The following is a 13,278-nucleotide window of genomic DNA, read 5'->3' as shown; positions in this document are numbered from 1 at the left end:
GGGGCGGCGCTAGCGTCGCGAAAACTGGACCCCGCCCCTTACTTGGGCAGCGCGTAAGCCATCACATAATCGCCAGGCTTGGTGCCGACCGAGCCGTGGCCGCCGGCAACGATGACCACGAACTGGCGCCCGTCCGCGACCGTATAGGTCATCGGCGTCGATTGCCCTCCGGCGGGCAGCCGCGCCCGCCAGAGCTGCTTGCCTGAAGTCAGGTCATAGGCGCGCAGATAGTCGTCGACGGCGGCGCCCAGGAAGGCGACACCGCCGGCCGTGATCATCGGCCCGCCGATGCCGGGCACCCCGACCTTCAGCGGCAACGGCAGCGGCGTCATGTCGTAGACGGTGCCGTTGCGGTGCTTGTAGGCGATCTGTCCGGTCCTCAGATCAACGCCGGCGACATAGCCCCAGGGCGGCGCCTGGCAGGGGATGCCGAGCGGCGACAGGAAGGGTCCCATCACCACCGCATAGGGCGCGCCCTCATTGCGGTTCAGCCCCTGCTCGCTGCCGCGCCCCTCGTCCGGCGGCGGCACCTGATCGCGCGGAATGAGCTGCGACTTGAACGCCAGGTAGGTCGGCATGCCGAACATCACCTGCCGCACCGGATCGACCGCTACCCCGCCCCAGTTGAAGGTGCCGAAATTGCCGGGATAGATCAGCGAGCCCTGGACGGAAGGCGGCGTGTAGCGGCCTTCATAGCGCAGGCCCTGGAATTCGATCCGGCACGCCAGCTGGTCGAACATGGTGATCCCCCACATGTCGGCGCCGGTCAGCGGCTTCGGCATGAAGGTAAGATCGGAAACCGGCTGCGTCGGCGATGTGTGATCGCCTTCGATGGCGCCGCCCGGCGCCGGCACTTCGTTCACCGCGATCACCGGCTCGCCTGTGCGCCGGTCGAGCACATAGAGGTCGCCCTGCTTGGTCGGCCCGACCAGCGCGGGCACGACGGAACCATCGGCCTTGGTGATGTCGACCAGGCTCGGCTGCGCCGGCACGTCCATGTCCCAGAGGTCATGGTGCACGGTCTGCCGCACCCATTTCAATTGCCCGGTATTGAGGTCGAGCGCGGTGATCGAGGAGGAGAATTTCTCGACATTGGCGCTGCGCCCGGCGCCGAGTTGGTCCGGCGTCTGGTTGCCGAGCGGCACATAGAGCAGGCCGAGCTTCTCGTCGGCGCTCGGCGTTGACCACATGTTGGGCGAGTTGGCGGTGTAGGTCTGGCCGGCCGCCAGCGGCGTCGTCTGGTCCGGATTGCCGGAATCCCAGTTCCATAGCAGCTTGCCGGTGCTCGCATCATAGGCGCGGATGACGCCGGACGGCTCCTGCGTCGAATAATTGTCGTTGACCGCGCCGCCGACGATGATCTTGCCGCCCGCGATCAGCGGCGCCGAAGTCGAGTAGTAATAACCGGACTTCGGATACGGCATGTTGGTCAGCAGATTGAGCGTGCCGCCCTCGGCAAAGGCTGGGCAAACCTGCCCGTTGGCGGCGTCGAGCGCGATCAGCCGCGCATCCGAGGTCGGCAGATAGACGCGCGTCGCGCAGGGCTGGCCGGCGGCGCCCGCGGCATCGGCATAATAGGAGACGCCACGGCAGGTCTGGTGCTGCCGGTCCTTGTCGAGCTTGATCTTGGGATCGTAGCGCCACTTCTCCTTGCCGGTCGCCGCATCGACCGCGATGGCGAAATTGTGCGGCGTGCAGATATAGAGCGTGTCGCCCACTTTGAGCGGCGTCACCTGGTAGGTGGTCTCGCCGACATCGTCCGGACCCTTCACGTCACCGGTGCGGTAGGTCCAGGCCGGCTGCAGATTGGCGACATTATCCGGTGTGATCTGGTCGAGCGGCGAATAGCGCTGGCCGAACTGCGTGCGCCCGTAATAGTGCCATTCGCCCGCCGGCACGTCGCCGCCGAGATTGGCGTTGGGGATCACCTTGTCGGTGTCGAGCGCGCCGCCGATGTCCTTCGGGTCCGTGGTCATCGAATAGCCGGCCACCGCCAGCGATGCCAGCACGGCCAGGATCAGTGGCGCGCGGCCGTCCGGACCGGCAAGGCCCCGCCGCGCCCACGGCGTCAGCAGCCACAGCGCCACCAGCACGATGACGCCGCCGCGCGGGCCGAGTTCCCACCAGTCGAAGCCGGTTTCCCAGACCGCCCAGGCAAGCGTGCCGAGCACGATCGCCGCGTAGAGCCAGAGCGCCGTGGAACGGCGTCGGTAGAGCAGCCAGGCGGCGACCAGGAAGGCGAGAGCGACGATGATGTAGTACCAACTGCCGCCCAGCGAAGCCAACCAGATGCCGCCGGCGCCAAGCGCCAGGCTGATGAGGAAGAGGACGAGGGAGGTGATGGTGACAGCCAAGATGATACTCCTTCGACTGTTGCGCGCATGGAGGCGGCCTTGGGCAACCCGGCATTGCGTGCTGCCCCGTACGCAACTTTCTCCCGACCGCCGCGCCTGTCAAGCGCAGGTCAAGGGTCCGCGGCGGCAACCTTGTCCCCCTGCGGTTGTTCACAACGCCGGCCGCCATATCGCTGGAGTGGCCCGTATCAAGCACTTTACCGGAACAAAACGTAGACAGTTCTGGTCTTTCCCTCCCGAATCACTACATTCGGGGGAGATGTCCGGCTTTTCCGAAGACATGCCCTTTTTCGACGAACCCAATGCGCGGCCCACGGCCCCGTCGGGCATTGCCGCGCGCGCCATGGCCGCCCGCGGCGGCCAGAACAATGCGCCGGACTATCTGAAGGGGCTGAACCCCGAGCAGCGGCTGGCGGTGGAGACCACCGAAGGCCCGGTTCTGGTGCTGGCCGGCGCCGGCACCGGCAAGACCCGCGTCTTGACCACCCGCATCGCCCACATCCTCGCCACCGGCAGGGCATTCCCCTCGCAGATCCTGGCAGTGACCTTCACCAACAAGGCCGCGCGCGAGATGAAGCAGCGCATCGGCATCCTGATCGGCGAAGGCAATGTCGAGGGCATGCCATGGCTCGGCACCTTCCACTCGATCGGCGTGAAGTTGCTGCGCCGCCATGCCGAGCTTGCCGGCCTGAGATCCGACTTCACCATCCTCGACACCGACGACGTCGTGCGGCTGATCAAGCAGCTGATCCAGGCCGAGGGCCTGGACGACAAGCGCTGGCCCGCAAAACAGTTCGCCCAGATGATCGACGGCTGGAAGAACAAGGGCCAGGGTCCGGCCGACATCGCCGAGGGCGATGCGCGCAGCTTCGCCAACGGCAAGGGCCGCGAGCTTTACAAGGCCTATCAGGAGCGTCTGCAGACGCTCAACGCCTGCGATTTCGGCGACCTGCTCTGCCACCCGATCCGCATCTTCCGCGCCAATCCCGATGTGCTGAAGGACTATCACCGGCGCTTCAAATACATCCTGGTCGACGAGTACCAGGACACCAACACCGCCCAATACATGTGGCTGCGGCTGCTCGCGCAGCGACCGGAAGGCAAGCCGATCTCCCCCCTTGAGGGGGAGATGTCCGGCAGGACAGAGGGGGGCGCCTCGCGCGACAGGGCCACCGTTAACATCTGCTGCGTCGGCGACGACGACCAGTCGATCTATGGCTGGCGCGGCGCGGAGGTCGACAACATCCTGCGTTTCGACAAGGATTTTCCCGGCGCCACCATCATCCGGCTGGAACGCAACTACCGCTCGACCGCACACATATTGGGCGCCGCTTCCCATCTCATCGCTTACAATGAGGGCCGTTTCGGCAAGACGCTGTTCACCGACCGCAACGATCCCGAGGATGGCAAGGTCAACGTCCACGCCGCCTGGGATTCGGAGGAGGAAGCCCGCGCCATCGGCGAGACCATCGAGGCCTACCAGCGCCAGAAGCACAATTTGAACGACATGGCGATCCTCGTCCGCGCATCCTTCCAGATGCGCGCCTTCGAGGACCGCTTCATCACGCTCGGCCTGAACTACCGCGTCATCGGCGGCCCGCGTTTTTACGAGCGCATGGAAATCCGCGACGCACTGGCCTTCTTCCGCGTCGTCGCCAACGGCACCGACGACCTCGCCTTCGAGCGCATCGTCAATGTGCCCAAGCGCGGCCTGGGCGAAGCGACCATCCGGCAGATCCACGACACGGCGCGCGGCATGCGCATCCCAATGCTGGAGGCGGCGGGCACGCTCGCCGAAAGCGACGAGCTGAAGCCGAAACCGCGCGCCGCGCTGCGCGAGGTCGCGGCCAATTTCGAACGCTGGCAGAAGGCGCTGGAAACCACGCCGCACACCGAGCTCGCCGAGACCATTCTCGAAGAGAGCGGCTACACCGACATGTGGAAGAACGACCGTTCGGCGGAAGCCCCCGGCCGGCTGGAGAACCTGAAGGAACTGATCCGCTCCATGGAGGAGTACGAGTCGCTGCGCTCCTTCCTCGAACATGTCGCGCTGGTCATGGATGCCGAGCAGAATGCCGGGCTCGATGCCGTTTCCATCATGACGCTGCACTCGGCCAAGGGCCTCGAATTCGAGACCGTTTTCCTGCCCGGCTGGGAGGAAGGCCTCTTTCCCCATCAGCGCGCGCTGGACGAAGGCGGCCGTTCGGGGCTCGAAGAAGAGCGCCGCCTCGCCTATGTCGGCCTGACGCGGGCCAAGAAGAACCTGCATATCTGGTTCGTCTCCAACCGCCTCATCCACGGCCTCTGGCAATCGACCATTCCGTCGCGCTTCCTCGAGGAACTGCCGGAAGCCCATGTCGAGGTCGCCGAAGCCGGCAATTCCTACGGCGGCTACGGCAATCCCTATGGCGGCGGCTCGTTCGCGTCCGGCCGTGGCGGCAGCCAAGGGGCAGGAAGACAGAACCCGTATGGCGCCTCGCGCTTCGACAATATCGGCGGCAATTCGGGTGGCGCGGAAAAATCCGGTGCCTTCTCCAACACCTATTCGACACCGGGCTGGCAGCGCGCGCAGGCCAACCGCACCGAGGCGACCGATCGCAACTGGGGCACGCGCTCGGGCCATCAGATCGAACGCATCGGCTATGGCGAAACAGACTCCGGCTACGGCGCCGGCCGCACCAGCGTAAAGGGCCGCACCATCGACGGCGAACTGGTCGCCAAATCCGTCTCCGACACGCCGTCGGCCTTCAGCGTCGGCGACCGCGTCTTCCACCAGAAATTCGGCAACGGCAACATCGCGGCCATCGAAGGCAACAAGCTGACCATCGACTTCGACAAGGCCGGCCAGAAACGCGTGCTGGACGGGTTTGTCGCGGCGGTGTGAGGTGAGGCGTGGCTTTGACAAGAAGCCGGCGACGTCGCTCAATCCACCTTCTTCTCGCCCCGCTCACCGACCTTCACGATATCCCCTGTCGTAAACAGGATTTCCTTCAGTTCCGCGCGCCAGTCCGCCTTCTGGCGCAGCAGGAATTCGAGGTCCATGCCGAAATGCTTGAACTCCTCGCTCTGCGCGTTCTTCATGATCGCCTTGGCCTGCGGGTTTTTCTCCACCGACATGCGCTGTTCGTACCAGCCGATCGCTTCCGCCTCCTCGATCAGCGAGGCGATCATGCGGGCGAAGGTGCGCACTTGCTGCGACAGTTCTTCAGGCGGTTCGTGATACTGGTCGAAACCCATGTCGTCCTCCATTGGCCATCCCCATGAATGTCTGGGGAATGCCGCCGGTTCCGCATCATCGCTGCAATTCCGCCAAGGCCCGCTCCAGCGGCGCCGACGAAATCTGGATCGGGCCGGAGAACGCCACATCCATGTCCAGGATCAGGTAGATCGCCCCGGCAATCAGCGCGGCCGAGACCATGAAGGTCGCGGCAGTGATCGCATTCCTCGGCGCCCTGAACCCGAAACTGGCGAAGATCAGCGCCAGCCACGTAACCAGCATGACGATCAGCGGCCAGGGGATCGTGCCCTCCGACTGCTCGATCAGCACCCAGCGCAATTCCAGCACTTTCTGCAGGCGCTGACGGGCGTCCTGCAAGACGGAGGCGCGCGCCGCGTCGGCCGGCGGCAGCGCGCTCAGCCGCGTGCCGATCTCCGTCAACAGATGTTCGGACAGCTCATTGCCGGCGGCAGGCGTCTCGTCGCCCTGCATGGCATCGGCCACCACCCCCTGCACATAGGCGACCAGCGGCTGGCGCACCGTTTCGGTTTGCGGTCCGTACTGGCGCAAGGTCCTGTCGAGCAGGATCAGTTCCGTGGCATAGGCATGCACATTGTGATCGATCGATTCGAAGGTGTTCTTGGCCGAGTTGATCATCAGCCCAAGCATCAGCGAGGTCATCACCCCGAACAGGTTGGCTGCGAGCCGGACCACGGCATTCGTATCGTCGTCGCGATGCCTGACCGGCATCCTGGGCCACACGGCCATGGCGGCGAAAGCTGCCCCCGCCAGGCACAGGAAGATCACCGTTGCGATCAAAGTTTCGCGCATGCCGCTCATTTCTGCACGAGACGCGCGGATTGCCAATGGCTGCTGGAATTGAGCCAGCTTCAGACCTCTTGGTGCGCGTTTGCCGGCCTTCAGGAAACCGGTGCCGCTCCACCTTCTTCGGTGCGCCGGGCGATGAACGCGTCGAGCACGCCTGACGTGGCGGCGGCCGAAGCGGGCGGCTCGAAATCGGCCAGGATGCGCTTCCAGATGCCGGTGGCGCGTTCGGTGGCGGTCTTCGAGCCGCTTTGCGTCCAGTTGCCGAAATTCGACCAGTCGGCCACCAGTGGTTCGTAGAAGGCGGTGCGGTAGCGCGCCATCGTATGGCCAGCCGAGAAAAAGTGGCCGCCCGGCTGCACTTCGGCGATCGCCTCGAAGCCAATCGCGTCGTCGTCGCCGGGCGTCACGGCGCAGAGTTCGGCGACCGTCTGCAGCGCCTCGATATCGGTAACCAGCTTTTCCAGGGAAACACTCAAGCCCCCTTCCAGCCAGCCGGCGGCATGGATGCAGACGGTGGCGCCCGACAGCACCGAGCCCCAAAGCGCGAACTGCGTCTCGTGCGCCGCCTGCGCGTCCGAAATGTTGGCCGCGCTGCCGCCGCCCGAGCGCCATGGCAGACCGGTGAAGCGCGCCAGTTGGCCCGCGCCCAGTGTGGCCTTGACGTGCTCCGGCGTGCCGAAGGCCGGCGCGCCCGATTTCATGTCGACATTGGAGGAGAAGGAACCGTAGACCACCGGCGCGCCCGGCCGCACGATCTGCGCCAGCGTCAGCCCGGCCAGCGCTTCGGCATGCTGCAGCGTCAGGGCGCCGGCCACCGTGATCGGCGCCATCGCACCGGCCAGGCAGAACGGCGTGATGATCAGCACCTGCCCCGCCTTGGCGAAATCGATGATGCCTTGCGCCATCGGGATGTCGAGCTGGCGCGGCGAGTTGGTGTTGATGACGGTGTAGCAATGCGCGCCCGAGCGGAACTCGTCTTCGGACAGCCCGCGGGCCAGCCTGATCATCTCGAAACTGTCATCGACCTGCGGCGTGCCGCGCGCGAACACGAACGGGAATTTGTCCGACAGGGTCAGCTGCGCCCGATTGACGGCATAGTGGCGAAAACGATTGTCGATGTCCTGCGGCTCGATGCACGGCCCCAGCATGTGCAGGACATCGAAATGCTGCACCAGCTTGATGAGTTCCTCGAAGGCGACCAGCGTTCCGGGTCGCCGGCCGCGGTCGAGATCGGTGACGTTGGGCGCGCCGGAGCCCGCCAGGAATGTCATCGAACCCAGTTCGAGCGACAGATCGCGAGCACGCGCGCCTGCATTGGCGTGGATCGATCGCGGCGCCGAGGCCAAGGCTGCCATCACCATGTCGCGGCCGATGCGCACCATGTCGGTGTCCAGATCGACCAGCGCGCCGGCGCGGGCGAGCACTTCGCGCGCCTGCGGCAGCAGCACCTTGATGCCGAGCTCTTCCAGCACCCGCAGCGCCGTGTCGTGGATCGACGCCACCTGGTCGTCGGAAAAGATCGGCTGCGGCAGGAACGGGTTCTTCAGCGACCGGTAATTGGGCCTGCGGCTGGATTCGCTGCCCGCCTCGCCGGTGCGTCCGCGCCGGCGTTCGCGCCTGCTGTCTCGTGCCGCCTCATCGATCATCGGAAGTTCCTCCTCATTGCCGCATCGCCTTGCCCTGGGGATCATAGGGCGAGGCAGAGATGACGCGCGCAGGCCGTTCGACGCCGACAATGTGTACCGAAAGCGCCGTCCCCTCCCCGGCGAAATCGTCGTCCACCAACGCCAGCGCGACGCTCTTGCCGATCGTGTAGCCAAATCCGCCGGAGGTGACGAAGCCGACGCGCCGGCCGCCATGCCAGACCGGCTCGAAGCCGCTGGCATCGGCATCGACGGCGTCGATCTCCAGCGTCACGATCCGCTGCGCGGCGCCGGCGTCTCGTTCCTTCAGCGCCGCGTCGCGGCCGACGAAATCGCCCTTGTCGAAGGCGATGAAACGATCGAGCCCGGTCTGGCCGGGCGTGTAGCCCTGCGTGAATTCGCGCGACCAGATGCCGAAGCTCTTCTCCAGCCGCAGCGCGTTGAGCGCGTAATAGCCGATCTCGGCCAGGCCGAGGTCCTCGCCGGCGGCAAGCAGCGTTTCGCGCAATGTGGCGTGCATGGTCATGGGGCAGCTGATCTCGAAGCCGAGTTCGCCGGCGATGGAGAGACGGGCAACCCGCGTGTGCACCATGCCGACATCGAACGCGCCGCAGGCCATGAACGGCAGCGCCTTGCCCGACACGTCCTGATGCGTCGTGCGTTCCAGGATCTTGCGCGCATTCGGTCCGGTCAGCAGGAATCCGCTCATCACATCCGAAATGTCGGTGACCGTGACGCCTGCTCCCGCGTGGCTCTCGAACCAGCGCAGGTGAAATTCCCGGAGATAGTAGGAGCCCATCAGCCAATAGTCGCCGCCGCCCCAGTTGATGACGGTGAGATCGCCCTTCAACCGCCCGTCCGGCCCGAGCATCGGCGCCAGCCGCGCCTGGCCGGCTTTCGGCAGCCGGCAGGCGAGCAGCCGGTCGAGCCACGCCTCGGCGCCCGGCCCTGAAATCGCGTAGCGCGAATAGGCCGAGATATCGATGAGGCCGGCGGCACGGCGCACCTGCAGCGCTTCGTCGCCGACGATGTCGAAGGCGTTGGAGCGCTTGAGCGTCGTGTTCTCGCGAAAACCCATCGGCGCGAAATAGGCCGGGATTTCCAGCCCCCAGGAGGCCGTCCATTCGCAGCCGGCAGCAGCCATCCCGTCATAGGCGCCGGGGCGTTTCAGTGGCCGGCCCGCCGGCAATCGCTCATTGGGAAAGGTCATGACGAAGCGGCGTGAATAGAACTGGCGCGTCGTCTGCCTGAGATATTCGCGGTTGGCGGCGAAGGCGCCATAGCGGGCGATGTCCATGCCGAAGATGTCGGCCCGCGGCTCGCCATAAATCATCCATTCGGCCAGCGACTTGCCGACGCCGCCGCCCTGGCTGAAGCCGGCCATGACGCCGCAGGCGACCCAGTAATTTTTCAGGCCGCGCACCGGACCGACGATCGGATTGCCATCGGGGGTGAAGGTGAAGGCGCCGTTGACCCATTTGCGAATGCCGGCCGTCGCCAGGCAGGGAAAGCGTTCATGCGCCTTGGCGAGTTCCGGGCTGATGCGGTCGATGTCTTCCGGGATCAGCTCGATGCCATAGTCCCACGGCGCGCCGTCCATGTTCCAGTGCTTCGGGTTCTGCTCGTAAACGCCGAGCAGCACGCCCTTGCGCTCCTGGCGCAGGTAGGAAAAGCCGTCGAGATCGACCGCGAGGCCGATTTCGCTGTCCAGCGCCGCGATCTCCGGAATGTCCTCGGTGACGAAATAATGATGCTCCATTGGCGTCACCGGCAGGTCGACGCCGGCCATGCGGCCGAGCTGCTTTGCCCATAACCCGCCGGCGTTGACGACATGCCCGGCAACGATGGTGCCCTGCTCGGTGACGATGTCCCACTGGCCGTCGGTGCGCGCCTTCAGCTCGACCACGCGGTTACGCAGGATGACATCGGCGCCACGCTTCTTGGCAGCACCCGCATAGGCATGCGTCGTGCCGTAGGGATCGAGATGACCTTCGTTGGAATCGTGCAGGCCGCCGAGCACGCCGGTGACGTCGACGATCGGGCAGATCGCCTTGATCTCGTCGGGCGTAACCAGCCGGGCGGTCTCAATGCCAACCGATTGGAACACCGCCCACGCCGATTTCAGCCACTCCCAGCGCGCCGGATCACTGGCGATGTTGACGCCGCCGGTCATGTGCAGCCCGATATCCCAGCCGGATTCGGCCTCGATCTCGCGGTAGAGGTTGATGGTGTAGTCCTGCAACGCCGCGACATTGGGATCGGCGTTGAGCGCATGGAACCCGGCCGCCGCGTGCCAGGTCGAGCCGGCGGTCAGTTCGGCGCGCTCGATCAGCGCCACATCGCTCCAGCCGAACCGCGTCAGGTGGTAGAGCACCGAGGCGCCCACCACGCCACCCCCGATGACAACTGCGCGGTAGTGCGACTTCAAGGCTTCCCTCCCGGTCTGTCAGAGGCAGCACCATATACGCGCTGTACATAAGTGTCTAGTACGCTGAATACTGCAGATGGACGGTCAACAATCTCATGCCGTCCAGCGTTTTCATCGGCACTTGGAGATCGCCGCTGGTCGGCGTCGCGCACTGTCACGCAAGCATCATGTTGACGCCTTAGATCGCTTTCGGGGAGGCATGCACGGCATCATCGATGCGGCACCTCTTTCCGTTTGTCCTTCGGCCGCTCCGGCATGCTTCGTCACAAAGAGGATTGTCCATGAAACACCTGCACCGAACCGCCTCGCTCGGCGTCGCGTTGGCCTTGTTCACCGCCCTCACCCCGGCGCTTGCCGACGGCGTGGCCTACGTCAACAAGGGCCTGGTCGGCGTCGGCCGCATCCCGGCCGACCAGCGCGACAAGTTCGGCGAGACCTTCGGCTCGGGCTCCGGCATGGCGATCGACACATCCGGCTGGACGCATGATGCGGGCACCTACAAGGGATCGCTCTGGCTCCTGCCCGACCGTGGCTACAATGTCGCCGGCACCACCGACTACCGGCCGCGTCTCAAGACCATCGGCATCGAGTTCACGCCTGTCGCGCCAGGCGCTGCTCCCGCCGCCGGCCAGGAGCAGAAGGGCGTCAAGGCGACGCTTGCCGACACCATGCTTCTCACCGACGACAAGGGCGCCGATGCCACCGGGCTCGATCCGCTGTCGGATGTGCGCCCGGCCGCCGGCGACATGCCGATGCTGCCCGTCGCCACCAACGGCAAGCTCGCTCTCGACAATGAGGCCATCGTGCGGCTGCCCGACGGTTCGATGTTCATCTCCGACGAGTACGGCCCCAACATCTACAGGTTCTCCGCGCAAGGCCGCCTGATGTCGGCGACCCAGCCGCCTGCGGCCCTCGTGCCGATGCGCAAGGGCGCGCCGAACTTCTCCTCCGACAATCCCGGCCCGGGCGCCGCCGACCCCGATCCGAAGGATCCCGAAACCGGACGCCAGAACAACCAGGGCCTCGAGGGCATGGCGATGACGCCGGACGGCAAGTTCCTGATCGCCGTGCTGCAGTCGGCTCCGAGGCAGGATGGCGGCGATTCACCCTCGACACGGCAGAACACCCGGGCGCTGGTCTATGATGCCTCCGACCTCGCCCATCTGAAGCTCGCGCATGAATATGTCGTGCCGCTGCCGGTGTTCAAGGATGCCAAGGGCAAGACCAAGGTCGCCGCGCAGAGCGAGATCGTGGCGCTTTCGGACACGTCCTTCCTGATGCTGGCGCGCGACAGCGGCAACGGCCAGGGCCTGAAGAAGGGTGACGCGTCACTCTACCGCCAGATCAACATCGTCGACCTGTCCGGCGCGACCGACATCGCCGGCGGGCCTTTCGATGCCGCCGACAAGCCGGTCGCGCCCAAGGGCGTGCTCGACCCGTCGGTGACGCCGGCCAAGCTGACACCGTTCATCGACATCAACGACGCCGCTGAGCTTGGCCGCTTCGGCCTGCACAATGGTGGGGCGAAGGACCACAATGAGCTCTCGGAAAAGTGGGAAGCGATGTCGGTCGCCAGCGTCCTCGATCCGAAGCTGCCCGACGACTATTTCCTGTTCGTCGGCAACGACAATGACTTCCTCGCCCAGGACGGCTTCCAGGTCGGCGCCCCCTACAAGGCCGATGACGGCGCCGATGTCGACACCATGTTCCTGGTCTATCAAGTGACGCTGCCCGGCCTCGCCAGGAAGTAATCGCATTCAAAGGCGGACGCGCCCAGCGCGTCCGCCTGGATGGCACCATCAACCAAAAGGCCCGCTCCCGGAGACGGTAAAGCGGACCACCTACTTTTGCGCGAGTTTTGGTTTTCCACTCAGGTATATTTTCTTGTAGCCCTCGAAAATCGTCTCTAGATCGAATTTATCTTCCAACGCTGGAACAAGGTTCAGAAGAGACTTCATTCCTGACAGCAAAGAGAACGCCAGGATCGAGGCCGCTTCCTCAAGTTCGCTTTCGGCGATCGACGGTTCGATCTTCAGCTCAATCCAACCAGGCCGAATTTCATGGAGATGTCGAACGAGCGACGTCCAGGTCACATGCGCCGCGTCAGCGGAGATTTCCCGGTAGACATGGGTCTGCCTGGGAAAAGGTGTCTGTATGTCGGAAATTTGGAACCTTCCCTTTGCCCCAGCACTTCTCCTCAAGAACTCTTGCAAATGCTTTTCCGCTTCTTTTGCAAGCTTTCCGGCGCCGTTCGCCATAAATTTCTTGGCACGTGATCGCCGACTGACCTCGTCGTCGGATCGCAAGAGGTCGATGTATCCATCCTCCGTCTCAGCCAGAAACAGATGCAACGAGCATTCGATCGCCGAGCGGCAGGTCGATCGAAATGCAAGATCTCTACCAGCATCAACCAGAACTAATGCAGATTGTGTTTCGGAAAGCAGCCGAGCCAAGAGTGTTAGTGCTGCAGACTTTCTCTCAGCGCACTCAGCGTCATACAAGTCAACCTTGTCGAGCTCCAACGAATCGATGCTTCTTAAAAATTCGCCAAACCAATCGCGCCAAACTTTGCGTATAGGCATGGCTACTCCCCTTCCCGTCCCGTGTCGCCGACGTAGCCGTGTCCTGCCTTGCCCACTCATAGCTTGAGTTGTGGTAGCCAGCCAACCGGAGGCACCCATTACAGGTTGATCGGAATGCGGCGCAAAGCGACCCTCATTAAGTCCCTCATAAGTCGCACCCTAATCCTGCTCCGTAGCGTCATTGTCGCAAAGCGACTTCCTTAATGGGCACCCCTGTCGCTACCAT

The 13,278-nt window shown here is 64.6% G+C and carries 8 protein-coding genes; 2 read left to right on the top strand and 6 right to left on the bottom strand.

Annotated features, from left to right (window positions below; genetic code table 11):
* Positions 1 to 38: 38 nt before the first annotated feature.
* Positions 39 to 2,354, bottom strand: a complete 2,316-nt coding sequence (locus EN824_RS03660; protein ID WP_135866397.1) for a glucose/quinate/shikimate family membrane-bound PQQ-dependent dehydrogenase — start codon at positions 2,352 to 2,354, stop codon at positions 39 to 41.
* A 259-nt stretch (positions 2,355 to 2,613) separates the two neighbouring features.
* Between EN824_RS03660 and EN824_RS03655 the strand changes: the two genes are divergently transcribed.
* Positions 2,614 to 5,238, top strand: coding sequence for a UvrD-helicase domain-containing protein (locus tag EN824_RS03655; protein ID WP_135866395.1), 2,625 nt, complete (start codon positions 2,614 to 2,616; stop codon positions 5,236 to 5,238).
* A 38-nt stretch (positions 5,239 to 5,276) separates the two neighbouring features.
* On the opposite strand, the gene EN824_RS03650 is transcribed toward EN824_RS03655, so the two are convergent.
* The 4 genes from EN824_RS03650 to EN824_RS03635 all read right to left on the bottom strand — a co-directional run bounded on the left by EN824_RS03650 (position 5,277) and on the right by EN824_RS03635 (position 10,470).
* Positions 5,277 to 5,591, bottom strand: a complete 315-nt coding sequence (locus tag EN824_RS03650) for a hypothetical protein (protein WP_135866393.1) — start codon at positions 5,589 to 5,591, stop codon at positions 5,277 to 5,279.
* A 55-nt stretch (positions 5,592 to 5,646) separates the two neighbouring features.
* Positions 5,647 to 6,402, bottom strand: coding sequence for a DUF4239 domain-containing protein (locus EN824_RS03645; RefSeq protein ID WP_135931911.1), 756 nt, complete (start codon positions 6,400 to 6,402; stop codon positions 5,647 to 5,649).
* A gap of 89 nt (positions 6,403 to 6,491) precedes the next feature.
* Complete coding sequence (locus EN824_RS03640) at positions 6,492 to 8,045, bottom strand: trimethylamine methyltransferase family protein (protein WP_135931910.1); 1,554 nt, start codon at positions 8,043 to 8,045, stop codon at positions 6,492 to 6,494.
* A 13-nt stretch (positions 8,046 to 8,058) separates the two neighbouring features.
* Positions 8,059 to 10,470 carry an FAD-dependent oxidoreductase gene (locus EN824_RS03635; RefSeq protein ID WP_135931909.1) on the bottom strand — a complete coding sequence of 804 codons (2,412 nt, stop codon included), beginning with the start codon at positions 10,468 to 10,470 and terminating at the stop codon, positions 8,059 to 8,061.
* Between the two features lie 281 nt (positions 10,471 to 10,751).
* On the opposite strand from EN824_RS03635, the gene EN824_RS03630 reads away from it, so the two are divergent.
* Positions 10,752 to 12,221, top strand: a complete 1,470-nt coding sequence (locus EN824_RS03630) for an esterase-like activity of phytase family protein (protein ID WP_135931908.1) — start codon at positions 10,752 to 10,754, stop codon at positions 12,219 to 12,221.
* A gap of 90 nt (positions 12,222 to 12,311) precedes the next feature.
* Here EN824_RS03630 and EN824_RS03625 read toward each other — a convergent pair whose 3' ends face one another.
* Entirely contained in the window at positions 12,312 to 13,052 is a 741-nt protein-coding gene (locus EN824_RS03625; RefSeq protein ID WP_135931907.1) for a hypothetical protein, read from the bottom strand.
* Positions 13,053 to 13,278: the final 226 nt, after the last annotated feature.

Origin of the sequence: Mesorhizobium sp. M8A.F.Ca.ET.181.01.1.1 (assembly GCF_004792025.1) — a bacterium.
Classification (GTDB): domain Bacteria; phylum Pseudomonadota; class Alphaproteobacteria; order Rhizobiales; family Rhizobiaceae; genus Mesorhizobium.
This window is presented reverse-complemented; position numbering and strand designations above follow the sequence as displayed.

Bases quoted from the DNA above. Each gene is read 5' to 3' on its own strand.
- EN824_RS03655 (WP_135866395.1), top strand. From the start codon at position 2,614: ATGTCCGGCTTTTCCGAAGACATGCCCTTTTTCGACGAACCCAATGCG.
- EN824_RS03650 (WP_135866393.1), bottom strand. From the start codon at position 5,591: ATGGGTTTCGACCAGTATCACGAACCGCCTGAAGAACTGTCGCAGCAA.
- EN824_RS03645 (WP_135931911.1), bottom strand. From the start codon at position 6,402: ATGCGCGAAACTTTGATCGCAACGGTGATCTTCCTGTGCCTGGCGGGG.
- EN824_RS03640 (WP_135931910.1), bottom strand. From the start codon at position 8,045: ATGATCGATGAGGCGGCACGAGACAGCAGGCGCGAACGCCGGCGCGGA.
- EN824_RS03630 (WP_135931908.1), top strand. From the start codon at position 10,752: ATGAAACACCTGCACCGAACCGCCTCGCTCGGCGTCGCGTTGGCCTTG.
- EN824_RS03625 (WP_135931907.1), bottom strand. From the start codon at position 13,052: ATGCCTATACGCAAAGTTTGGCGCGATTGGTTTGGCGAATTTTTAAGA.